This window comes from Vibrio fujianensis (assembly GCF_002749895.1).
Taxonomy (GTDB): Bacteria; Pseudomonadota; Gammaproteobacteria; order Enterobacterales; family Vibrionaceae; genus Vibrio; species Vibrio fujianensis.
The window spans coordinates 249576-273295 of sequence record NZ_NBUS01000042.1 but is presented as its reverse complement, the minus strand read 5'-3'; the positions used below and the strand labels follow the sequence as shown (position 1 = coordinate 273295).

Below are 23720 nucleotides of genomic sequence, written 5' to 3'. Positions count from 1 at the left end.
ATTGGTACTCACTTTTATTATATTGATACCAACTTATATGTTGAGACTGATGATTCACTTTACGTGTTTTAAGTCTGAAAGTCGCGCTTACTATATCATTGATGTCACGAACTCAGAAAAACAAATCCCGCCGACCCTTTCAATCATTTGGTGCATCAAGTAAAATTCGTCGCTTAATCCATTTCTTACCTGAGAATCCTCGATAGATGTCCTTGCTTGCTATTGGTATCAATCACAATACAGCTTCGGTTGAGTTACGAGAAAAAGTGGCTTTTGGACCCGATAAGCTGTCTGAAGCATTACGCGAGCTCTCGGATCATCCTTATGTAAACGGGAGCGTTATCCTGTCTACGTGTAACCGAACAGAGCTATATTGTGATGTGAAATCAGCCAGTAAGAATAAGTTGATTGAATGGTTAGCGCGATTTCATCAAGTTAATCCAGAGGAGTTAAAACCCAGCCTATACATTCACGAAGAGCAAGCGGCGATTCGCCATTTAATGCGCGTTTCGTGTGGGTTGGATTCACTCGTCTTGGGCGAGCCGCAAATTTTGGGGCAGGTCAAACAGGCGTATGCAGATGCCAAAGAAAACCATATGGTGGATTCGGCACTAGAAAAGCTATTCCAAAAAGCGTTTTCTGTTGCTAAGCGTGTACGTACAGAAACAGAAATAGGAGGTAATGCCGTTTCTGTGGCCTATGCCGCTTGTACTTTGGCAAAACATATTTTTGAATCGCTCGCTGATGCAACCGTGTTGTTAGTCGGTGCAGGGGAAACGATCGAGTTGGTTGCTAAGCACTTGGCTGGGCATCACTGTAAACGGATGATGGTCGCTAACCGAACCCTAGAGCGGGCAAACGTGTTAGCACAGCATTTTGATGCTGATGTGATTACGTTGAATGAAATTCCCGATTATTTAGCGCAGGCGGATATTGTGATTAGTTCAACAGCAAGTCCACTGCCCATTATCGGGAAAGGGATGGTTGAAAGTGCTCTTAAAGTACGTCGTCATCAGCCTATTTTATTGATTGATATTGCGGTTCCTCGTGATATTGAGTCTCAGGTTGGCGATTTGGATGATGCGTATCTTTATTCGGTCGATGATTTGCAGTCGATCGTCGATAGCAACCTACAACAGCGAAAAATTGAAGCGATTCAAGCTGAAGTGATTGTGAGTGAAGAAAGCGCTGATTTTATGAGTTGGTTGCGTTCCTTACAGGCGGTTGACAGTATTCGTGACTATCGTAAAGCGGCGAGTGAGATTCGAGAAGAGCTATTAAGCAAGAGTTTACAAGCGCTGGCGGCTGGTGGCGATGCTGAGAAATTGTTGATCGAACTCAGCAATAAGTTGACCAATAAATTGATTCATACGCCGACTCGAGCGCTGCAAATGGCTGCAGAGCAGGGTGAGCCTGCAAAACTTGCGATTATTAGGCAAAGTTTGGGTCTTGATGACCCACAATAAGTTATCATTCCTTACCTATTTTTATAAAGAAGACACTATGAAAGCATCGATTTTAGTTAAGCTTGAATCTCTGGTGGAGCGCTATGAAGAAGTGCAACACTTATTGGGTGATCCAACCGTAATCGGTGATCAAGATAAATTTCGTACCCTCTCGAAAGAGTACTCACAACTGGAAGAAATTACTCAATGTTTCCAAGCTTACCAGCAAGCCCAAGAGGATTTAGTGGCTGCCGAAGAGATGGCCAATGAAGACGATGCTGAAATGCGTGAAATGGCGCAAGAAGAAATCAAAGTTGCTAAAGCATCGATTGAACGTTTAAGTGACGAGCTACAAGTTCTGCTATTACCGAAAGATCCCAATGATGATCGCAACTGTTTCTTAGAAATTCGAGCCGGTGCAGGCGGCGATGAAGCGGGTATTTTTGCTGGTGATCTGTTCCGTATGTATAGCCGATTTGCCGAGAAGAAAGGATGGCGAATTGAAGTGATGTCGGCCAGTGAAGCGGAACATGGTGGCTATAAAGAGATGATTGCCAAAGTCAGTGGTGATGGTGCGTATGGTATTCTAAAATTTGAATCTGGTGGTCACCGTGTGCAACGGGTTCCGGCGACAGAATCTCAAGGCCGAGTGCATACGTCGGCGTGTACCGTCGCGGTGATGGCTGAAATCCCTGAAACAGAAATACCAGAAATTCGTTCGGTTGATCTAAAAATTGACACCTTCCGCTCATCGGGTGCCGGTGGTCAGCACGTCAACACGACTGATTCTGCTATTCGCATTACTCACTTGCCTACTGGTATTGTGGTGGAATGTCAGGATGAACGGTCGCAACATAAAAACAAAGCGAAAGCGATGTCGGTTTTGGCGGCTCGTATTGCTAAAGCCGAAGAAGAAAAGCGAGCGGCTGAAATTTCGGATACCCGACGTAACCTACTGGGATCAGGGGATCGCAGTGACCGTATTCGTACTTATAACTATCCGCAAGGACGAGTTTCGGATCACCGTATTAACTTAACCGTCTATCGCTTAAGTGAAGTCATGGAGGGCGATCTACAAGCCTTAGTGGATCCTGTGATACAAGAACATCAGGCGGATTTATTAGCCGCCTTGGCTGAGCAAAATTAACGGATGTCGATGAATATTGGGGCATTATTAGCCCTAGCCAAGACACGCTTAGCGGAGAGTGGCAGTGATTCGCCGTCGCTCGATGCTGCGGTATTGCTTTGCCATGTATTACAACAGCCTCGCTCTTACTTATTAACTTGGCCGGAGAAAATGCTCACATTCGAGCAACAATCTGAGTTCGATGCGCTTTTAACTCGACGCCTGAGCGGAGAGCCGGTCGCGTATATTATTGGTGAGCGAGAATTTTGGTCATTGCCGTTAAAAGTGGCTCCTTCAACGTTAATTCCTCGGCCAGACACCGAGCGTTTAGTCGAGTTAGCACTTGAAAAGTCGCAACAAATTGATGGGCAGATTCTTGACCTTGGAACTGGAACTGGAGCGATCGCGCTAGCATTGGCATCTGAATTACCTACACGTCAGATCATTGGTATTGATCTACAGCGTGAAGCGCAGCAATTGGCGATAGAAAATAGCCAACGTTTGCAAATAACCAATGTCACATTTTTACAGGGAAGTTGGTTTACTCCACTAGCAGGCGGTATAAAGTTTGCTTTGATCGTTTCCAACCCGCCTTATATTGAGACGGACGATCCCCATTTAGTCCAAGGCGATGTACGTTTTGAACCGAAAAGCGCATTGGTTGCCGCAGATAATGGATTAGCCGATATTAAATACATCGCAAAAACCGCGAGAGATTATCTATTGGATGCCGGTTGGCTGCTATTTGAACACGGCTGTGAACAAGGTGCAGCGGTGCGGGCGATTCTCGGAGCGTTGGGCTATCAAGACATAACGACAGAGCAAGATTATGCGGGTAATGACCGAGTGACATTGGCTCGATTTTGATTTTTAAGAGGACAATATGTACGAAGGACTCAAACATCTCCATTTATTGACGATTGCACTCAGTGCTTTTTTATTGACGGTTCGTTATTTGCTCATGATGATGGACTCACCATGGTTGCAGCACAAATTTCTCAAGGTTTTCCCTCATGTTAATGACAGCTTGCTCCTGTTTAGCGGCATTTGGTTAATCGTGATCACGGGGTTTATCCCTTATACCTCAGCTGCGCCTTGGATGACCGATAAGTTAACCTGTGTCCTTGCGTATATTGCATTGGGCTTTTTTGCACTTAAATTTGGTCGAAATAAGTTATTGCGCACTTTTGCCTTTCTCGGAGCGATGGGATGGTTAGTGATGGCCGGTAAAGTGGCGATGAGTAAGGCTCCTATATTTTTTAGTTAATTTTATGGACTAGAGCAAGGTATGTTGAACCTATTTGATGAAGATTTTGATGCGATGGAGCTAGTCGAAGGTGCTCTCGCTTTAAATAAAGCCATCAATCCGGAGACGAAAGTGGAATGGGCTCTGGCTGAGTTACGAAGATTATTGCAACAGGCAAAGGAAGCGTTAGCCACTAACCTTGAACCGAAACAACGTTTTGCGGCGTTATTAACGCTGTTTTATCGTCAATGGGGCTTTTGTGGTGATAGGGACGCTTATTTTGATTCACGAAATGGTTTTATTGATAAGGTATTGGAGCGCCGCCAAGGCATTCCGGTAAGTTTAGGGGCTTTATTACTCTATTTTGCACGGCAGCTCGATTTTCCGGTACGTGGCATTACGTTTCCGACTCAGTTTTTACTGGAAGTCCGTTGGCCAGAAGAAGAGCCTTTGTATCTGAACCCTTTTTCAGGTGAGTATGTCTCTTTCCATGTTTTAAATGCTTGGTTGGTGGGGCATAAGGGGCCATTAGCTCAATTACAGCCGCAACATTTGACTCCTGCAGATCATCCAACAATTATTGGCCGTTGGTTAGCATTATTGAAAAGTGCACTGCTGCGAGAAGAGCGGTATACTCTAGCTCTGCGATGTACCAATTTAGCGTTAACGTTTGTGCCTGACGATCCGTATGAAATTCGAGATCGTGGCTTTATATATCAACAGTTGGATTGCCATCAGGTTGCACTCTCGGATTACCAATATTTTATTCAACATTGCCCTGAAGATCCGGCGGTTGAATTGTTAAAAAATCAAATGAATGCACTCACTTATCACCCAGTGACGTTGCATTAATCACACAAAGAGAAATAAATATGGAACAAAAAATTGTTCACATCGATGATATTCAAGTCGCTAACGATAAACCGTTTACACTCTTTGCCGGGATGAATGTATTAGAATCCCGCGATCTTGCTATGCAGATCTGTGAACACTATGTGAAAGTGACAGACAAGTTGGGTATTCCTTATGTCTTTAAAGCTTCATTTGACAAAGCGAATCGTAGTTCAGTGCATTCTTATCGTGGCCCTGGTTTAGAAAAAGGGATGCGTATCTTTCAGGAATTGAAAGAGACTTTTGGGGTGAAAGTGATCACCGATGTTCACACAGAAGCTCAAGCTCAGCCGGTTGCTGATGTGGTGGATGTTATTCAATTGCCTGCGTTTCTTGCTCGTCAAACTGATTTAGTCGAAGCCATGGCGAAAACTGGCGCAGTGATCAATGTGAAAAAACCTCAGTTTATGAGCCCAGGTCAAGTTGGCAATATCGTTGAGAAGTTTGCTGAATGTGGCAATGATAAGATTATTCTTTGTGAACGTGGTTCTTGCCATGGATACGATAACTTAGTGGTTGATATGCTGGGTTTCGGGGTTATGAAAACGGCCTCAAAAGGTAGCCCGATTATTTTTGATGTGACTCATTCACTACAAATGCGGGATCCATCAGGGGCCGCATCGGGAGGGCGTCGTGAGCAAACCGTCGAATTGGCTAAAGCCGGGCTTGCAACGGGTATTGCTGGGTTGTTTATTGAAGCGCATCCTAATCCAGATCAAGCCCGATGCGATGGCCCCTCTGCGCTACCACTTGATAAGTTAGAACCTTTCTTGGCGCAGATGAAACACTTAGATGATTTAATTAAAAGTTTTGCCCCCATCGATATTCGTTAACTAGTCGTTCGGTCACAACGAGTGAGGTCGCCTTGCTCGTTTTTTTATTTTTGGGTGTAAGGAGTGATGGGATATGACCCCTGCAATTAATTTGGCTAAGAAAAAGAAAGTGGCTCACACCATCCATCAATATGAGCATGATCCAAGCCACGCGAGTTATGGTTTAGAAGCCGCAGAAGCACTCGGGCAAGATCCTAACACAGTATTTAAAACGCTTCTTTTTTGTCTTAATGGGGAAGAAAAACATTTAGCGGTCGCGGTGATCCCCGTCGCGCAAAAATTAAATTTAAAGTTAGCGGCAAAAGCAGCCAAGGCAAAAAAAGCAGAAATGGCGAATCCTGAGGTAGCACAAAAAATAACCGGTTATGTGGTGGGGGGGATCAGTCCGTTAGGACAAAAAAAATTATTACCCACCTTTATTCATCACAGTGCGAAAAATTTGTCAACGATGTGTGTGAGTGCGGGTAAACGAGGATTAGAAATTGAATTAGCCCCTAATGATTTAGCGCTACTCACCAGAGGCAGTTTTGCCGACTTGTGCCAAGAATCCTAAAGCGATACAAGGCACAAATCGCAGTCATAAGAGCATTAATGGTTATTGATGCTCTTCGATTTGAGTGTTATCCACCACATGGTTTTCACCGAGATCATTCGGCAGAACTAAGTTTAAAATAATAGCGACAATACCGCATAAGCTGACGCCCTGTAGGCTGAAATCGCCGATGCCAAAAGCCATTCCTCCGATACCAAAAACCAATGTAACGGCAACAATCACTAAGTTACGTGATTTATGTAGATCGACTTGGTTTTTAATTAAGGTATTAAGACCAACCGTCGCAATCGAACCAAACAATAAAATCATAATTCCCCCCATGACAGGAATGGGAATCGTTTGTAGTAAAGCGCCTAATTTTCCAACCAGGGCTAAAATAATAGCGGTCACAGCAGCCCAAGTCATAATAACAGGATTAAATGCTTTGGTGAGCATCACTGCGCCAGTCACTTCACTGTACGTTGTGTTCGGTGGCGCTCCGATAAAACTGGCGGCCATGGTCGCGATTCCATCCCCAGCAATCGTGCGGTGTAGCCCCGGCTTTTTCAGATAATCTTTTCCAGTTACATTGGAAATGGCCAGCATATCCCCCACGTGCTCAACAGCTGGAGCGATGGCGACGGGGATCATAAATAAGATGGCATTGATATTAAATTCAGGGAAAGTGAAATTAGGCAAAGCAAACCATGCTGCTTGCTGAACGGGGACAAAACTAACTACACCAAAATAAAGTGAAGTACTATAACCTGCGGCGATGCCAGCACAAATTGGAATAAGTTTGAAAAAACCACGAGCAAAAACGCTCATCCCGACCGTAACTAATAGAGAAATCGCTGAAATCCATAAAGCTGCTTGTGCCTCAACTAATTGTGCAGAGCCATCTCCTGTTCTTCCTAATGCCATATTGACGGCGGTTGGAGCAAGGCCTAAGCCAATAACCATAATCACAGGGCCAACGACAACCGGAGGCAGTAGTCTGTGTACAATCGCGACGCCTCGAACTTTGATAATCGCTCCTAGTAGGATATAGATTGTCCCGGCAGCCATTAAACCTCCCATGGTTGCCGCAATTCCCCATGCTTGAACACCGTACATGATAGGGGCAATAAAAGCGAAAGAAGAGGCGAGAAAGATAGGAACCGAGCGGCGGGTGATAAGTTGGAATAAAAGTGTACCGATACCGGCACCAAACAAGGCCACGTTAGGATCGAGCCCTGTCAATAATGGAACCAAAACCAGCGCGCCAAATGCAACAAATAACATCTGTGCGCCTTGAATGGCATTTTTCATCGTATTTCCCCTGATGCTGAACAAAATTCGCCGGATTCTATCACTTTTGCAAACGATTGCCATGGAAAGTAGATCAAGTTTTTATGATTTCACGATTTCGTACTGAGCCAGAAAAGTTGGAGAAAATTTGACAAGCATATAAGAAGGGTGCCTTGCTCGAAATAGGATAGTTGCTTATCATCAACGCTCATTCGTGAGGATATGGGAATACTATGCGCTACTTATTGGTGTTGATCATCGGATTAATGAGTTTCTCCGGGCTTGCTTCATCTAAACTCAATCTCTATCAAGCTGAGGTTGTGCTTGATGAGCAACAAAGCGATGCGGAAGCAAATGCGAGAATGAGAGGTTTGCAGGAAGTTATTATCCGAACCTCGGGTGATAAGCAATCCGTCAATAATGAGGTGATCGGAAAAGCATTACGACAAAGTGCACAATACCTAAATCAAATCAGTTATGGCCAGCAAGGTGTGAATAAAACCCTTAATATGACGTTTAGTGCGCCTCATATCCGTTCTTTGTTAACCCAGGCTCAATTACCCTTTTGGCCGGAAACACGAACCAACGTCTTGGTTTGGGTCGTGGAAGAATCGAATTATGATCGTTACATTAATTGGGAACACTCTGAAAGCTCATTGATGCAACAATTAAAAACAAGTGCCCAACTGCGCGGATTGCCCATTACTATTCCTGTTGGCGATTTTGATGATATTACAGGTATTCAAACTTCTGATTTATGGGGCGGCTTTACTCAGCCGATCAGCTTCGCTAGCCAACGTTATCCAACCGATGCGGTTTTAGTGGTACGAGTGCAAGGAACCAACCTGCGCTGGACGCTGTATGATCAACCAGCAGAACAAATGTTAACGGCACCGAAAACCCCATTGATTGGTCAAGCAAGTGGTGAACAAGCTATCAGCAGTTTGATTGATGAGGTTAGTGATTATTATGCTAAAAAAGGTGCGCTACTGGTTAGTAGTGAGTCTTCACAAAAATTATTGGTTGAATTTAAGCCCGTTAATCATGCCCGTGATTTTTTTACCTTAGAAGAGGCATTAAATCGTCTAAGTTCGGTTGCGTCGTTGGATGTCGTTAAAATTAAAGGAAATGAAGTTACGTTTAATGTCCATTTATTAGCCAGTCAGACAGAGTTTGAACAAGAAGTGCTAAGAATGAGGCAGGTAGCGACACGATCTGCGCCATTGATTGAAACTTCTTCTCTACAAGCTCACTCTGGTCTATCGACAACGGAGGCATCAGCATCAGAGACGTCAGAGGAAACAGCAAAAGTAGAGTCAGAAGCAACAGAACAACCCCACGAGATCACGCTGTATTTTTCTTGGCAAGAGTAAAAGATCGACTCTATCAGTTTTGATCATGACTCAACCTAACCCCAGTATTTTATCACTGGGGTTTTTTGTTTCGCTTGAATGATTAGTCACTCTGAATAGTTCGTCACTCTGAATAGTTAGTTATCTTGAATAGTTAGTTACTTTGAATGGCTAGTCACGATTAAACTGCGCTTTTTCAGCGCGTTCAAGTTCAGAAAGTTTGGTTAATTTTAACCCTAGCTCTTTACCTCGTAGACGCGCATAAAGTGTGTTTCCGATAAAGGCACTGCTGGTGCAGAGTAATTCGATTGCCGCAAGCCAGCGTTCACCATTATCGACATACAAAAGAGTGAAACCATGTACAAAGTACAGCATGAGAACAAAATTTGCCCAAGCATGCGTATAAGGTTTTCCTTTGATAACCCCCGGTAATGGTAATAATAACGGTATCAGCCAGCCAATGGTGATAGCAACTGGCGAAATATGTGGATGTGGCGACCAGATTAACTGCCAAAGTGTTATCCAAATGATGAGCGAGAGTATGCCTCCCAATGCAAGCCAGCGCGCAAAGCGAGTGTGAGGAGAGTAGGGGATGGTCATGATCTTTCCTTGAGCTGACTTGCAATACGTGCAAGTCGTTGTCCTAGTTTTCGAGCTAATTCACTTTCATCGTTTGTTAATGTTGCTGATGAAACATAACTGGCTCCGTAAGGAGTACCTCCAGATCGAGTGGTATGAAGTTTAGGCTCTGAGTAGGGAATGCCAACGATTAACATCCCGTGATGGAGCAAAGGAAACATCATACTGTGCAAGGTTGTTTCTTGTCCACCATGTAAGGTTGCGGAGCTGGTAAAAAGACAAGCTGGTTTATCGATCAAATCTCCATTGATCCATAAAGGTGTTGTTTGATCCCAAAAATGTTTTAAAGGAGCGGCCATATTGCCAAACCAAACCGGGCTGCCTAGCGCTAATCCGTCGCACTGTTGAAGTTCTTTGAGTTGAATGATGGGATCGCACGCCGGTGATTGGCTGTTATCTAGTGAAGCGACTGTGCGTAATAAGGCCTCACAGCCGGCGATAGACTCAATCCCTCTCGCTATCTGCCGAGCCAGAGCAAGGGTGCTACCATGCCGACTGTAATAGAGAACAATGATCTGTGTACTCATAAAATGTCAAGAACTTGCTCAGGAGGACGCCCGTGTCTTGCTTGACCATTGGCGACAACGATAGGGCGTTCTATCAGTTTTGGATGCTCGGCCATCGCCTGAAATAGTGCATCATCAGAGAGGCTTTGATCTGCCAGGTTGAGCGTTTGGTAGAGTGCTTCTTTGGTTCGCATCATGCAACGAACATTGGGTAAGTTGAGTTGAGCATACAGCTGTTTTAGCTCGGCGACATTGGGTGGAGTGTCTAAGTATTTAATAATCGTTGGTTTGATTTGTTGGGCTTCAAGCAAGACCAGCGTTTCTCTACTCTTCGAACATCTTGGGTTATGGTAAATGACAACAGACATAATATTTCCTTTAGGTGATTATGATAAGTCATAATAGCTAACATTGAGATTATTTCAGTGATAAAAATCGTTCTCTTTGTACCATGAGTTGATCGATTCTAGCGTCATAACGGGCCTGTTCTAAGCTTCCTAATGAAGCTAATTGACTGGCTTGAGTATAATATTGAATCGCTTTATTCCAATTGGCAGCTAGAGCAAGAAGCTCGGCGCGAGCAGCCAACTCTTCTGGTTCATTTCCTTGATGGTGACTTGCTTCGGCAAGCAAGTTCCAACCATTGCTGTCATTGGGGTTATCATGGGTATAACGTTGTAATAATCGGGTGGCGTCGGCGTACTTTTCTCCTTTAATAAGCGCATTGGCATAATTAATGATTAAGACCCGATTATTCGGTTTTTGTTGCAGAGCTTGAGCAAGCTGTTGTTGTGCTTCCTTTGTCCGCGTCGTTTCGATAAGCAAATCGGTCATCGCATCAAGATAAAAATTATTATCGGGGCTGGTGATTAATAAGGCTTGCAGTAAAGGTTCGGCCTTTTTGTACTGTTTCGTGTCGAGATAAACCAATGCTCTGCCATAATCAAATGCGTCTTTGATGCTTTCTGGCGATTTTTTTTGGGTACGGGTAAACCAATCTAAAGCCGCATCACTGCTAATTCCTGCGTAGCGAGCAACAACTCGTGCACGAGCAAGATGATAATTGAGTGAAGGAGCGACAGGTACATTGGCATATTGCTGAGCCCTCGCTCGGCTATCAGTAATGCGATCTTCTGGTAGTGGGTGAGTGAGAAGCATTGGTGGTGGTGTACTCGCATAACGATATTCATCAGCGAGTCGACCAAAAAAACGTGGCATGGCTTGAACATCAAATCCAGCTTTCGCTAAGGTGGCAATACCAAAACGATCCGCTTCTTTCTCATTACTTCGGGTATAGTTGATTTGGCTTTGCATACTGCCTGCGGTTGTCGCGGTAATGGCTGCAATTCCAGCTTCTGGAGCGGCAATGGCCAGTAACAATGATCCGGCTAAGGCTGCCATGGTCGCAGGTGAACGGCGGGCCTGCTCTTCCATGCTGCGAGCTAAATGACGCTGTGTGACATGGGCTATTTCATGAGCCATGACAGATGCCAGCTCACTTTCTGATTGAGCATGAAGCAATAAGCCGGAATGCAGGGCAACATAGCCACCAAAAAAAGCAAAGGCGTTAATATTGCGATCGCGAATCATAAAAAAAGTGAATGGAGTTTTAACATCGTCGGCATTGGCGACTAACCGATGACCAAGCGTATCGATATACTCATGAATGACAGGATCGTTGATAATGGGTTTACTGTTTCTGAGCATTCGCATATATGCATCACCATAAATCCGCTCTTGGTCAATGGTTAAGGTTGAACCGGCAACGGTGCCAATATCAGGTAATTCAATACTATTGACTTTAGTTACCTCTGCATAAGAAGCCGATGGGAAACTCAGTGTTGTCGCTAAGCAAAGGCTGATTAGTGAACGTGACCATTTTATTATCATAACTATGGGGAAAACTCCGAATTCATCTTTCACTAAGACATTACTCGTTTCGATAGGTTTCGTATCGGCACTATCAAAGTAAAAATAAACTGACCATGATAAGTCAATATAAGCTAATAGTGACTCAGAGAAAACGATGGCACCTAGAGTAAAAGCCGATACAATGTAGCATAGCCAAGTGACCTCAATACATGGAGTTACGTAAGATGTTTCGTTCGAGATACTGAGATGACTCGGATACGCCTATATTAAGGATTGAACTGAAGAATGGAACCCAAGATTCTTGATTTACGCCAACATCGATGCCCAATGACGTTATTACTTGCAAAGCGTCATACCCTGACGCTTGATTATGGTAAGCCAAGTCTCACCATTCTGATCCGCGATGCTAGCTCAGTTCGCGATATTCAATCCTATCTCCAGCAACAGGGCTTTATCTATCAATGCCAATCTGAGGCTGATTATTTCTTATTATATGTTTCAAAGGAGACCTTTCTCGATGTTTGAAATGCTGAACCGTTGGTATCAAAGACGCTTCTCCGACCCGCATGCCGTCAGTTTGGTCGCGATTCTTTTTTTTGGCTTTATCATTATTTATTTTTTCGGCCATTTAATCGCCCCTTTATTGGTGGCTATTGTTCTGGCTTATTTATTGGAATGGCCTGTTGTGCAATTGTGTCGATTGGGTATGCCTCGTTCAGCTTCAGTTGTATTGGTGGTGTTACTCTTTATTGGTTTAATGTTTTTAGCCCTATTTGGATTGGTTCCCACAATTTGGCAACAAGTGGTCAACTTAATTAATGATATACCCAATATGTATAATGGCCTTCAAGCGTTTATTGCTAGTTTACCTGAGCGTTATCCTGAATTGGCCAATTTACAGATTGTTGAATCTTTAATTCATAATGCGAAGAATCAAGCTCTGAGCATGGGAGAATCGATTGTTAAGGGGTCGCTGGCTTCGCTTGTCAGTATCGCGACCTTAGCGGTGTACCTTATTTTGGTGCCTATGTTGGTGTTTTTCCTACTTAAAGATAAACAAGAAATGCTGAATGTTGCCAGTGGGATTTTACCAAGAAACCGCAAACTGGCGACCAAAGTTTGGTTGGAAATGAACCAACAAATTTCAAATTATATCCGTGGTAAAGTGTTAGAAATTCTTATCGTTGGTGGTGTCAGTTATGTCACGTTCGCTATTTTAGAGTTACGCTATGCCGCTTTACTTGCCGTAGCTGTTGGCTTTTCTGTGTTAATTCCCTATATCGGCGCAGCTCTTGTCACTGTTCCGATTGCAATTGTTGGTTTATTTCAGTGGGGAATGACACCACAGTTTTACACTTTATTGATTGCTTATACCATCATCCAAGTACTCGATGGTAATGTATTGGTTCCAATTCTCTTCTCTGAAGCGGTCAATTTACACCCCATGTTTATTATTATTGCTGTGTTAGTTTTTGGCGGCTTGTGGGGGTTTTGGGGGGTGTTTTTTGCGATTCCATTAGCAACGTTAGTGAAAGCAGTATGGCATGCACTTCCCAGTAATGATGAAAATACCCTGTTAAGCGAATAATATGAGGAATAGAGCGTAATCATCAACTAAAGTAATTAAGGTGATCTCTTAAGTTTTCATTTGGCTTGGCGATATAGAAATCATAACAATAAAAATGGAATGGGAGTCGAGGGAAATATGAAATTTAGTCACAAAATTATAGCCGCTTCATCGGCGCTCTTGTTGGTTATTGTGGTGCTATTATCTTTGCAACAATTGGCGACGGTACGTGCTGAAGTTCAAGCGCTAGTGCAAAATAGTTTAAAAGAGCAGGTATTGGGGGTTAAAAATACCGTTGCATCAGAAATGAGCAGTAAAAAAAACTTAGCTCAAGCGATGAGTGAAAGTCTGGAACTCGATCCTGTGAATCGGCAATACGTGCAGGATGTTTTAGAAAAACCGACCTTGAAAGGCAGCTTTTTATCGATCGGTTTAGGTTACGAAGCCGATGGTTCCATGATTGAAAATGATGACAACTGGAGCCCTGACAGCAGTTATGATCCTCGTCGACGCCCATGGTATATTGAAGCGAAAAATCAGCAATCACTGGTAGTGACCGCCCCTTATGTTGATGCTGCAACAAAAAATATGATTATCTCTATCGGTACGCCGATTCGCTCTCAGGGGCAATTTATCGGCTCGATGTATTATGATGTAGAGTTGACTAAGCTTGCTGCTCTCGTTAACAGTTCCAACCTATTTGATGCCGGATATCTATTTATTGTGACTGAAAGCGGAACTACTATTGCTCATCCAGATATCAATAATAATGGACAGCCGCTTTCGAGCTACCTTCCTCAAATTACCTTGCGTGACGGGATGCAACAGATTGAATTAGAAGGGCAGCCTCACCTTGCTTATTTTAGTAAGGTCGCTAATGAAAAATGGTATGTTGGCGCAATTATCGATGAATCGGTGGCTTTTTCGACGTTGGCGAAGCTGCGTAGTAATTCTATTATTTATACTTTAATTGGGGTGATATTAAGTGTAATTGGCTTAAGCATTCTGATTAAAGTGCTGATGCGCCCACTTGGGGTGTTGAATAACGCGATTCAGGATGTGGCATCCGGAGAAGGTGATTTAACCAAACGGTTAAATACCAATACCGATAAAGAGTTTGCTGAACTTGCACATGGGTTCAACACTTTTACCGAAATCTTGCAACAGCAGATTCAACAATCAAAAGCGATTGGCGAAGAAATTATGCGCGGAGCAGAGCAAACGATAGGGAGTGCTGAGGGGTCTTCTTCGGCAATGCGCTCTCAATTGCAAGAGCTAGAGCAATTAGCGACGGCAATGCATGAAATGTCAGTGACTGCAACCGAAGTTGCTAATAATGCTCAAAGTGCAGCATCGGCGACTAAAGAGGCAGATGAAGCCACGCAAGAAGGTTCATCGGTGGTGAGTGATACGACGGAATCTATTGATCGCTTATCGGCGCATATTGATATGGCGGTCGAAGAAGTGCGTGGCTTAGAGTCGGCAACGGCCAACATTGAAACGATTTTGAAAGTGATTAATGATATTGCTGATCAAACCAACTTGTTAGCATTAAATGCGGCGATTGAAGCCGCAAGAGCTGGAGAGTCTGGTCGAGGTTTTGCCGTGGTTGCTGATGAAGTCAGAACCCTTGCTCAACGCACGCAGCAATCAACAACTGAAATTCGTACGATGATCGAGCAATTACAAGTTGGCTCTAATTCGGTTTCTGTGGCGATGAATGAAAGTAAAACCACAGCTGAAGATGTGGTTGCTAAAGCCCAACTGGCTGATACAGCACTGCAACGGATTCGGCATTCGATTCAGCAGATCAGCGATATGAACTTGCAAATTGCCTCTGCTGCGGAACAACAAAGCCTTGTTGCCGAAGAGATCAATAATAACACCGTCAAAATTAAAGATCTTTCTCTTCAAGTTGCAGAATCTGCCGAGGAAGCCAATATTGCAATGCAAGTTCAAGCTGAAAATGTTCGTGAACAAAATGCAATTTTAAGTAAGTTTACCGTCTAGTTTGTGGTCTTATACTGCGAATCGGTAAGTTAAAACGTTATCGAAAAAAGCCATCCTAATTGATCGGATGGCTTTTTCTTAGCAGCAATAAAATGTATCTATCATAAGAGGAATAAAGGTGTTCCTGACTATGAATTTTGGGCAAGATAGTCTAAAACGACTTGGTGATGATCCTTGGTTTTAAATTTATCAAAGACCTGCTCAATGATCCCCTGTTCATTGATTAAAAAGCTGATACGGTGCAAGCCATCATAAGTTTTCCCCATGAATTTTTTCTCTCCCCATACTCCGAATTGTTCGGCAACTTGGTGATCTTCATCTGACAATAACGTGAAGTTGAGATTATCACGCGCGATGAACTTATTGAGTCGAGCCACAGGATCGATACTAACGCCTAACACAACAACATTATAGTGGTCTAATTCGGCTTTGCTGTCTCGCAACCCCTGAGCTTGTACTGTGCAGCCCGGTGTCATCGCTTTGGGATAAAAATATAAGAGCACTTTTTTATCGCTAAAGTCGCTAAGCGAAACCGTGTTGCCGTCTTGATCGGGCAGTGCAAAGGCGGGAGCGGAAGAGCCTGCTGTTAAAGTATTCATATTAATTCCTTTCCTTTTATTGGCTGTTTTTTATAAAATTTAATGCGCCTTGAACGTCTAAGTGCTGGCATAGGATTTGAAAATCTTCTTGTAATTGCATTAAATTACATTCGCTATTAACTTGAGCGGTGATCGCAATATGGAATTGATCCATTTCTGTGCCGAGTTTCGATTTATGAAGGGTTTGAGCACTGAGGGATGCAAGACCAATATGGCGTTCAGCAAAAAAATAAGTGAATTTTTCGGTTAGCCCTAGTTTGTCATCGGATTCGATATACACTTCAACGGTATAAGTGCTAGATTGCTGTTGATGGGGAGAAGTTCGTTTCATCATGGTAATCAAATCCTGTTGCTGACCCAACAGTGGCAGGGTGGTTTCAACCCGAGTAATACTATTTGCATTGCCAGAGACTAACATAATCAGCGTGAATTCATTTCCAAACAGCGCAATGCGGCTATCGACAATATTACAGCCAGCCTGTGTAACAAGCTGGACTACTTGATTACAGATTCCTGCTCGATCTGAGCCGATAGCGGTGATCACAAGATGTTGAGTCATAGTGTCGCTTCATTTGATGTTTTCTTGTATGTTAACACAGTTATGAAATGATAGAGAAATCGTAATAAGCTAGGGTTTATTGACTCACGACTAAGCATAAAATTACGGGCGATTGACAAAGCCGGATGCTTGCTGGCGCTAAGCTTTAGCGAGGAGAGAGTTGGTCGGATCAAACATCTGATAAATATTCACCGATATGCGCCGTTTAAGCGGATTTCCCCCCTTGTCTTTTTTAAGTGCCATGCAGTACCATGCAAAAGTTATCAATCTAGGGAGATAGACATGTTTTCAGGAAGTATGGTTGCGTTAATAACCCCTTTTCATCAAGATGGTGAAGTTGACTATTCCAGTTTGCAAAAATTAGTAGATTATCATATCGCAGCCGGTACTGACGCGATCGTTTCGGTAGGGACCACCGGAGAGTCAGCAACACTCTCAGTTGAAGAGCATGTTAAGGTTGTAGAAAAAACCGTTGAATTTGCAGCGGGTCAAATTCCTGTGATCGCGGGAACTGGAGCCAATGCGACTCATGAATCGATCACCTTTAGCCGTTTATTACATAATACCGGAGTAAAAGGCTTTTTGAGTGTCACTCCTTATTATAATAAGCCGACTCAAGAAGGCCTATTTCAACACTATAAAGCCATTAGCCAAGAAACGGACACTCCAATCATTTTGTATAACGTCCCGGGACGTACCGCTGTTGATTTACGCCCTGAAACGGTCGCTCGCCTTGCGGAACTAAAAAACATTGTTGCACTCAAAGATGCTACGGGTGATTTGAGCCGAGTTACACTCCATCGTGAATTATGTGGCAATGACTTTATTTTACTCAGTGGTGATGATGCTACCGGGCTTGAGTTTGTCAAATTAGGTGGGCAAGGGGTCATTTCTGTCACTAACAATATTGCAGCGGCGGATATGGCAAAAATGTTGAAACTGGCTTTGGCTGGAAAATTTGCAGAAGCAGAGATTATTAATCAACGTCTGATGCCTCTGCACAAAGGACTCTTTGTTGAATCGAGCCCGATTCCAGTAAAATGGGCTGCGCAACAATTAGGTTTAATCGCCGACGGTCATTTACGTTTACCACTAATTGAGCTTTCAGAGCAAGCTCGTCCTCTGGTAGCGAAAGCGATGACCGAAGCTTGTGTTTTATAAAAAATGATAACAATAGGGCTGAGCTTTTCGTTTCAGCCATGTAGGAGTTTCAATGAAGTTATCCCGCCAGCTGGTTATGGGTTCACTGGCTGTTTTGGTTTTAAGTGCCTGTTCAAGTAGTCCGGCGCAACGACGCCAAGCAAAAAATGATTTTACTTACTTAGACACAAAACCGATTACCCCTTGGGTTTTACCGGAAGATGCAACCCCACAGTATTATCCTCATTATGAGATTCCTGCTGGAGAGTTTGCAGGGCCTGTTGGACGGGAGGTTGATGTACGCCCTCCTCAACAAATCCTTGAGCTTATCCCTGGTGCTCGCGCAGAGCGACAAAAAAATGGTGAAGTGATCTTATGGATGATTCGCCAAGATGAGGTCGATACTATCTGGCAAACAGCCTTAAGCATGTTACAAGAGCGAGGCATAAAGGTTCTTCAGCAGAGTGATAACAAGCTAGAAACCGATTGGATCAATTGGAGCTCGCAAGATGAAGATGCTACGTTAGGAAGTCGTTACCAACTAACGCGAGTGGCTGCTAATAATCGGTATGGCTTTAAGATATCCCTGATTGATTGGCGTGAAAATGGTAAAGCGCTCCCTATTAGCGAGGTCAATAAAGAGCGTTATAATACCTTTATGACCAACTTAGTGACTAGCCGTTATGATCAACATCGACGTGAAGAAGCTGCTCGTCGAGCGCAGGAACTGGTGAAACAGATCCCGATAACTATGGGAGCGGATCGTAGTGGTTTCCCTGTCATCATCGCTCGAACACCTTATGATGTCTTATGGCAGCGCTTACCGAATTTGATGCCCGGTATGGGGTTTACCATTGAAGAACGTAACCAGTCGCAAGGAACGGTTAAAGCGAAATATGCCTCACCGAATGATGAATTCTGGAATCAAATAGGTGTGAAACCGATGAATTTAAAATCAGGCTCTTATACTTTCTTATTTGGTGATCTAGGTAATCGTACATCGATTAATGTCACTAACTCTGCAGGTAAGCCAGTTGAACAAGAACTGTTACAAGAAATGGTTCCAGTCTTGTCAGCTATAGTTCAGTCTGAATAATAAAATATTGACTTAATAAGATAAAGGGGACGCTTGTGCGTCCTTTATTTTTTTGAATTTATCGCTTTCTCTGGCGCGATTGTTTGATTTGTCGCTGTGGTAGGTTCTTCGGTCGTGTTTTGGTCAAGTAACTCGGAATGGAGTTTTTTATCCAGCTCATTGAGTTTATCTAAATCACTTTTTTCTTTTCGATGAAAGCGAATTTTTGAGAGGTATTTTAAAGCGACTAAATTGCCGATGATTACGCTCATCGCGATGATTGAAATTATCCAAGGGTTGAGTAAAACGTCCATATTAATTCGCCTTTGCGATATTAATGATGTAATGATTGTAGATCATCTCTAGGTTTTGCAGTACCGTTTCTTGCCCTTCAAACCTCTCGTTGATCAACTCTGCGTGAAGTGCCTCGAGTGTGAGTGAGGTTAAACAATATTCAGCCGTATGGCTATGGCTGATGTGCCAAGGTTCGAAAGCAACACCAGTATGCTGGCCTTGATAAGGGAAGAAAAACCCAAAATCGTTTAAATGAGCCTTTAACCAAGTATAAAAAGGGGCTTGATGGTCTTGTAAGTATTCCCACGGTTCCAAATGTAATAACCCATTTTCTGGTAATGCTCGTCTATCAAAAACATCAAAGTCGGTCCCCCAGTGGTGACGACTGGCTCCTGGTAAAGCTGACCAACGCAAAATTGCCAAGATCTTTTCTTTTTCAGAGTAAGTCGATATCGTTAAGGGGCGGTTATGATCATCTAAAACAGCCGATTTCCCGGTCATTTTTCGATCCCAAATGTTTTTCTGGCGAGCAAAGGAGCGAAAGCCGCTGGCAATATTGAGATCAAAGCCCGCTTGTTTGGCTGCCTGTTTTAAAGCCAGTAAATCGTGGCTGACTTGAGGGTGGACCCAAAAGGCTTTTTCTCCGATGATCACCGCGGTTAGGTGATCATCAACTTTGCCTGTTAATTGCTTTGGTAACATCATTGGACGAGTAGCTTCTCTAAAATTTTTTCATACATGTCGGTCAGCTTTTCTAAGTCAGCAATACTGACACACTCATTTACCTTATGAATGGTGGCATTGACCGGGCCAAGTTCAACGACCTGAGCTCCCATTTTGGCAATAAAGCGTCCATCAGAAGTACCGCCTGTTGTTAATAGTTGTGGTGCTTGGTGATTGACTTCAGTCACACCATCAATCACTGCTTCTAATAAGGCACCGGTATCGGTTAAAAAAGGATGACCGCTCAAGGTCCATTTTAATTGGTAATCTAACCCATGAGCATCAAGAATGGAGTGTACTCGCCGTTTGATCTCTTGGTCGGTTAACTCGGTGCTAAAACGAAAATTAAATTGAACATCAAAGTCTCCAGGAATCACGTTGGATGCTCCGGTACCTGCCTGAAGATTGGGAATTTGAAAACTGGTGGGAGGGAAATAACTGTTCCCGTCATCCCAAATGGTTGTGGCTAATTCAGCCAAAGCAGGAAGAGCGTGGTGAACTGGATTATGGGCTAGGTGAGGGTAGGCAACATGTCCTTGGACCCCTTTAATTTTTAAATCGCCAGTAATAGAACCACGGCGACCATTTTTGACAACATCCCCGACTTTTAAGGTACTTGAGGGTTCACCAACAATGCACATATCAATCAGTTCATTACGAGCCATTAAGGTATCAACAACTCGGGTTGTACCATTAATAAAGGGGCCTTCTTCATCGGAAGTAATTAAGACACCGATGGAGCCTTTATGCGTTGGGTTCTGTGCTAGAAAACGCTCCAGCGCGACCAGCATGCAAGCTAATGAGCCTTTCATGTCTGCCGCGCCGCGTCCGTGCAAATAGCCATCAATGACGGTCGGTTCAAATGGTGGGGTATGCCACTCAAATAGTGGCCCAGCTGGAACGACGTCGGTGTGTCCAGCAAACACAAAAAGTGGTGCTTCCGTCCCTTTCCGAGCCCATAAATTAGTGGTGTCATCAAAGATCATTTCTTCAATGGTAAATCCCAATTTTTTTAACCTTTCGATCATTACTTGTTGGCACCCTGCATCATTGGGGGTGACGGATTCACGGCTAATTAAATTTTTTGCAAGTGCCAGTACTGGGCTGTCTGTCATCCTTGAAATCCTTGTATTTAAGAAAAAATTTCACTGTATTGCTGAGCATTAAAGCCAAGATAGAGCCTATCTTGCACACGTAAAATGGGCCGTTTGATCATCGCTGGCTGTTCAAGAAGAAGTGCCAAGGCACTGGCTTCATTTAGCTTCTCTTTTTGTTCTTGGCTTAGTTGGCGGTAAGTGGTTCCCCGTTTATTAATAACGTGTTCCCAACCTAACGACTGGAAAAACTCGCTTATTAATTCGAGAGTAATACCATTTTTTCGGTAATCATGAAATTGATATTCGATTGCCTGTGTTTCTAGCCACTTGCGTGCTTTTTTTATGGTGTCACAGTTCGGGATACCGTAAAGCGTGATGAGCATATGATTCCTTTGAAATTGATGGTGATTATTTTTATCGCACCTTGTTTGAGTAGAGAATCCTAACAGGAAGCGAGAAGAGTGACAAAATGAAAGCCGTAGATTTTGTTGTTTATTATATCTAGACGATACCTAAACAAGGTGCCATAACGCTGAATGAGTCAATCTATGATGATAGATAATCGAGAATGATCAATCTCGCTGCTCAAAGAGACAGAAAAGTACCAGAAAGTACTAGATAGAAGGTTCGATTAGCAAGTTCTTGATCTATCTCAACAAAATTACTGGTAAAACAGAAATAATGTGTCTTGCACTATTTAGGAGGTATCAATGGAACTGAGTCCTGTTTTTGCAAGACGTTTATATTTGGCTTTATTGGTTGAAAGCCTTGAGCGGCCTAATGTCCCCAAGTTGATTGAAAAAACCGGATGGCCGCGTCGCACCATTCAGGATGTGATTAAAGCGATGCCCGGGATCGGGATTGAACTTAATTTTGTTCAAGATGGACGTCGTCATAATGATGGTTATTATCGATTATCCGATTGGGGGCCATTTGATAGCCAGTGGGTTGTCGAACGTAAACACGATATTGCCGCGAGCCTTGGCTTTCATGCTTAAGTGAGCGCGAGTTAATCAAACCATCCTTAATTAGACGATAATCATTTCGTCGTTAACGTGATGTATGATAAGTGAATCTATGATCAGTCAAAGCCAGCAGTGCTGGCTTTTTGCTTATCTGGACGTGATTTCCCTTTTTCTAATTTGTTTCTTCTCTTCTTTTTGAACGGCTTATTGTTGTGTAAACGTTTATCATTTTTCTAGCGAGTTTTTATTTTTTCTGTCTTTATTAAATGAAATGCCTTTATAATAGATTGTATATTTAGTGTAAACGTTTCCACTTTGAGGCTTTTATCACAGAAAAACATCACTATCTGCTGATAGACTGCTTGTCATTGAAGCCAATTTGAAGAGTTAGGGGGGGGCTTATGAGTGTTTTGATTACCGGAGGGCTGGGCTACATCGGAAGCCATACTTGTGTGCAGATGATTGAGGCGGGCCTTGAACCCATCATTATTGATAATTTATCTAACGCTAACGTGGAAGTGTTAAACCGAATTGAAGCGTTGACTGGCAAACAGCCTGCGTTCCACCAAGGTGACATCCGTGATGAAGTGTTTTTGGATACGGTATTTGCGCAACACGATATTCAAGCGGTGATCCACTTTGCGGGCTTAAAAGCGGTTGGCGAATCAGTGGCGAAACCACTTGAGTACTACGACAACAACGTCAATGGTTCATTGGTGTTGGCGCGCAGCATGCGTAAAGCGGGCGTGAAAAGCATTGTTTTTAGTTCATCGGCAACGGTTTATGGTGACCCAGAAATCGTGCCGATCACCGAAGATTCACCCACAGGCGCAACCACCAACCCATACGGACGCAGCAAATATATAGTGGAGCAGTGCTTAGGCGATCTGTTCCATGCTGAAAACGATTGGAGCATCACCTTACTGCGTTACTTCAACCCAGTTGGCGCGCATCCATCGGGCTGTATGGGGGAAGACCCACAAGGCATTCCCAATAACCTGATTCCATTTATCGCCCAAGTCGCTGTTGGTCGCCGAGAAAAACTCGCGGTATTTGGCAACGACTACCCAACACCAGACGGCACTGGCGTGCGTGATTATATCCACGTGATGGATTTGGCCGATGGCCATATTGCGGCTTTGAAATCGGTGGGGGAAACATCGGGTTTGCACATTTACAACTTAGGTACAGGTAAAGGCTCGAGCGTACTTGAGATGGTGGATGCGTTCGCGGCCGCTTGCGGTAAACCCGTGCCTTACGAGCTGTGTCCGCGTCGCCCGGGGGACATTGCCGAATGTTGGGCGAGCACGGAAAAAGCCGAGCGTGAACTAGGCTGGAAAGCAACACGCACGGTGGCTGAAATGACGGCCGATACCTGGAACTGGCAATCAAACAACCCTAATGGCTATTCCCCGGAGTAATTGCAGTCGCCGCGTTGCCATCTGCGCTTCTCACGGTTTTGGGAAGCTGAGTTTGAAGAATTTTGAAGAGTTGAGTAAGTTAAGATGTCAAATGTTGAATTTAACCCAGTGGACCATCCACACCGCCGTTACAACCCTCTGACTGGGCAATGGATTTTGGTTTCCCCTCATCGCGCAAAACGCCCTTGGAGCGGCGCAGATGAAAAGCCTGCTCTGGATGAGCTACCAAGTTATGACGGTAAATGCTTTCTTTGTCCAACCAACGAACGTATCTCTGGTGATATCAATCCAGACTATCAAGGCACCTATGTGTTCAATAACGATTTTGCTGCGCTGATGGTGGACTCGCCAGATGCACCAGAATCAGACAATCCGCTATTTAAAACCCAAGGCGTGCGTGGTTTGAGTCGCGTGATTTGCTTCTCGCCAGATCACAGCAAAACCTTACCGGAGCTGCCAGTGGATAAAATTCGTGGTGTGATTGATACATGGAATGCGCAAATTGAAGAGCTAGGCAAAGAGTACGTTTGGGTTCAGG

Annotated in this window: 27 protein-coding genes; 16 read left to right on the top strand and 11 right to left on the bottom strand. The window is 43.7% G+C overall.

Annotated elements, in window-relative coordinates; genetic code table 11:
- Positions 1-206: 206 nt before the first annotated feature.
- The 7 genes from hemA (at position 207) to ybaK (ending at position 6094) form a co-directional block, all read left to right on the top strand.
- Positions 207-1466 (top strand): glutamyl-tRNA reductase, encoded by a 1260-nt coding sequence (gene hemA, locus B7C60_RS10205; RefSeq protein WP_099611564.1) that lies wholly within the window; start codon positions 207-209, stop codon positions 1464-1466.
- A 37-nt stretch (positions 1467-1503) separates the two neighbouring features.
- Positions 1504-2592 carry a peptide chain release factor 1 gene (prfA, locus tag B7C60_RS10200; protein WP_099611563.1) on the top strand — a complete coding sequence of 363 codons (1089 nt, stop codon included), beginning with the start codon at positions 1504-1506 and terminating at the stop codon, positions 2590-2592.
- 3 nt (positions 2593-2595) lie between these two features.
- A complete protein-coding gene (prmC, locus tag B7C60_RS10195; RefSeq protein WP_099611562.1) occupies positions 2596-3438 on the top strand; it encodes a peptide chain release factor N(5)-glutamine methyltransferase in 843 nt (280 codons plus the stop codon).
- Positions 3439-3454: 16 nt separating this feature from the next.
- Positions 3455-3838: a SirB2 family protein gene (locus B7C60_RS10190; protein ID WP_099611561.1), complete on the top strand. Its 384-nt coding sequence runs from the start codon at positions 3455-3457 to the stop codon at positions 3836-3838.
- Between the two features lie 21 nt (positions 3839-3859).
- Complete coding sequence (locus B7C60_RS10185; protein WP_099611560.1) at positions 3860-4669, top strand: SirB1 family protein; 810 nt, start codon at positions 3860-3862, stop codon at positions 4667-4669.
- Positions 4670-4689: 20 nt separating this feature from the next.
- Entirely contained in the window at positions 4690-5541 is an 852-nt protein-coding gene (gene kdsA, locus B7C60_RS10180) for a 3-deoxy-8-phosphooctulonate synthase (protein ID WP_099611559.1), read from the top strand.
- Between the two features lie 73 nt (positions 5542-5614).
- Positions 5615-6094 carry a Cys-tRNA(Pro) deacylase gene (gene ybaK, locus B7C60_RS10175; protein ID WP_099611558.1) on the top strand — a complete coding sequence of 160 codons (480 nt, stop codon included), beginning with the start codon at positions 5615-5617 and terminating at the stop codon, positions 6092-6094.
- Positions 6095-6136: 42 nt separating this feature from the next.
- On the opposite strand, the gene B7C60_RS10170 is transcribed toward ybaK, so the two are convergent.
- A complete protein-coding gene (locus B7C60_RS10170; protein WP_099611557.1) occupies positions 6137-7384 on the bottom strand; it encodes a uracil-xanthine permease family protein in 1248 nt (415 codons plus the stop codon).
- A gap of 212 nt (positions 7385-7596) precedes the next feature.
- Here B7C60_RS10170 and B7C60_RS10165 point away from each other — a divergent pair, with 212 nt between their 5' ends.
- Positions 7597-8736 carry a DUF2066 domain-containing protein gene (locus B7C60_RS10165; protein WP_099611556.1) on the top strand — a complete coding sequence of 380 codons (1140 nt, stop codon included), beginning with the start codon at positions 7597-7599 and terminating at the stop codon, positions 8734-8736.
- A 150-nt stretch (positions 8737-8886) separates the two neighbouring features.
- Here B7C60_RS10165 and B7C60_RS10160 read toward each other — a convergent pair whose 3' ends face one another.
- The 4 genes from B7C60_RS10160 to bepA are packed head-to-tail and all read right to left on the bottom strand — an operon-like array spanning position 8887 to position 11750.
- Entirely contained in the window at positions 8887-9315 is a 429-nt protein-coding gene (locus B7C60_RS10160; protein ID WP_099611555.1) for a DUF2069 domain-containing protein, read from the bottom strand.
- On the bottom strand, positions 9312-9881 hold the full coding sequence (gene wrbA / locus B7C60_RS10155; protein ID WP_099611554.1) for an NAD(P)H:quinone oxidoreductase: 570 nt from the start codon (positions 9879-9881) through the stop codon (positions 9312-9314). The genes B7C60_RS10160 and wrbA overlap by 4 nt, the downstream gene beginning before the upstream one ends.
- Positions 9878-10228: an arsenate reductase (glutaredoxin) gene (gene arsC / locus B7C60_RS10150; RefSeq protein ID WP_099611553.1), complete on the bottom strand. Its 351-nt coding sequence runs from the start codon at positions 10226-10228 to the stop codon at positions 9878-9880. The genes wrbA and arsC overlap by 4 nt, the downstream gene beginning before the upstream one ends.
- Positions 10229-10277: 49 nt before the next feature.
- The gene (gene bepA, locus B7C60_RS10145) at positions 10278-11750 is read right to left on the bottom strand and encodes a beta-barrel assembly-enhancing protease (protein ID WP_099611552.1); all 1473 of its coding nucleotides are present in this window, start codon (positions 11748-11750) and stop codon (positions 10278-10280) included.
- Positions 11751-12017: 267 nt separating this feature from the next.
- On the opposite strand from bepA, the gene B7C60_RS10140 reads away from it, so the two are divergent.
- The 3 genes from B7C60_RS10140 to B7C60_RS10130 all read left to right on the top strand — a co-directional run bounded on the left by B7C60_RS10140 (position 12018) and on the right by B7C60_RS10130 (position 15309).
- A complete protein-coding gene (locus B7C60_RS10140) occupies positions 12018-12257 on the top strand; it encodes a sulfurtransferase TusA family protein (RefSeq protein WP_099611551.1) in 240 nt (79 codons plus the stop codon).
- Positions 12250-13320: an AI-2E family transporter gene (locus B7C60_RS10135; protein ID WP_099611550.1), complete on the top strand. Its 1071-nt coding sequence runs from the start codon at positions 12250-12252 to the stop codon at positions 13318-13320. The genes B7C60_RS10140 and B7C60_RS10135 overlap by 8 nt, the downstream gene beginning before the upstream one ends.
- A gap of 117 nt (positions 13321-13437) precedes the next feature.
- Positions 13438-15309 (top strand): methyl-accepting chemotaxis protein, encoded by a 1872-nt coding sequence (locus tag B7C60_RS10130; RefSeq protein ID WP_099611549.1) that lies wholly within the window; start codon positions 13438-13440, stop codon positions 15307-15309.
- A gap of 128 nt (positions 15310-15437) precedes the next feature.
- Here the strand turns inward: B7C60_RS10130 and bcp are convergent, their stop codons facing one another.
- A complete protein-coding gene (bcp, locus tag B7C60_RS10125) occupies positions 15438-15908 on the bottom strand; it encodes a thioredoxin-dependent thiol peroxidase (protein WP_099611548.1) in 471 nt (156 codons plus the stop codon).
- Positions 15909-15924: 16 nt separating this feature from the next.
- Entirely contained in the window at positions 15925-16467 is a 543-nt protein-coding gene (locus B7C60_RS10120) for a glycine cleavage system transcriptional repressor (protein WP_099611547.1), read from the bottom strand.
- Between the two features lie 282 nt (positions 16468-16749).
- On the opposite strand from B7C60_RS10120, the gene dapA reads away from it, so the two are divergent.
- Together dapA and bamC are read left to right on the top strand one after the other, a co-directional pair.
- On the top strand, positions 16750-17628 hold the full coding sequence (dapA, locus tag B7C60_RS10115) for a 4-hydroxy-tetrahydrodipicolinate synthase (RefSeq protein ID WP_099611546.1): 879 nt from the start codon (positions 16750-16752) through the stop codon (positions 17626-17628).
- A gap of 52 nt (positions 17629-17680) precedes the next feature.
- Positions 17681-18703, top strand: a complete 1023-nt coding sequence (bamC, locus tag B7C60_RS10110; protein ID WP_099611545.1) for an outer membrane protein assembly factor BamC — start codon at positions 17681-17683, stop codon at positions 18701-18703.
- Between the two features lie 44 nt (positions 18704-18747).
- Here bamC and B7C60_RS10105 read toward each other — a convergent pair whose 3' ends face one another.
- From B7C60_RS10105 to B7C60_RS10090, 4 genes are read right to left on the bottom strand one after another with little or no spacing between them, the layout of a single operon-like run.
- Positions 18748-18996 carry a DUF2897 family protein gene (locus B7C60_RS10105; RefSeq protein ID WP_099611544.1) on the bottom strand — a complete coding sequence of 83 codons (249 nt, stop codon included), beginning with the start codon at positions 18994-18996 and terminating at the stop codon, positions 18748-18750.
- A gap of 1 nt (position 18997) precedes the next feature.
- The gene (locus tag B7C60_RS10100) at positions 18998-19678 is read right to left on the bottom strand and encodes a M15 family metallopeptidase (RefSeq protein WP_161427060.1); all 681 of its coding nucleotides are present in this window, start codon (positions 19676-19678) and stop codon (positions 18998-19000) included.
- Positions 19678-20814: a succinyl-diaminopimelate desuccinylase gene (gene dapE, locus B7C60_RS10095; RefSeq protein WP_099611542.1), complete on the bottom strand. Its 1137-nt coding sequence runs from the start codon at positions 20812-20814 to the stop codon at positions 19678-19680. Before dapE ends, B7C60_RS10100 begins: the two co-directional genes overlap by 1 nt.
- A 17-nt stretch (positions 20815-20831) precedes the next feature.
- Entirely contained in the window at positions 20832-21179 is a 348-nt protein-coding gene (locus tag B7C60_RS10090) for an ArsC family reductase (protein WP_099611541.1), read from the bottom strand.
- A 327-nt stretch (positions 21180-21506) separates the two neighbouring features.
- Between B7C60_RS10090 and B7C60_RS10085 the strand changes: the two genes are divergently transcribed.
- From B7C60_RS10085 to galT, 3 genes are all read left to right on the top strand, one after another.
- A complete protein-coding gene (locus tag B7C60_RS10085) occupies positions 21507-21794 on the top strand; it encodes a winged helix-turn-helix domain-containing protein (protein WP_099611540.1) in 288 nt (95 codons plus the stop codon).
- 368 nt (positions 21795-22162) lie between these two features.
- The gene (gene galE / locus B7C60_RS10080; RefSeq protein WP_099611539.1) at positions 22163-23182 is read left to right on the top strand and encodes a UDP-glucose 4-epimerase GalE; all 1020 of its coding nucleotides are present in this window, start codon (positions 22163-22165) and stop codon (positions 23180-23182) included.
- Positions 23183-23266: 84 nt separating this feature from the next.
- Positions 23267-23720, top strand: a 454-nt coding sequence (gene galT, locus B7C60_RS18860) for a galactose-1-phosphate uridylyltransferase (RefSeq protein ID WP_245869155.1), incomplete at its 3' end; no start/stop codon positions are given.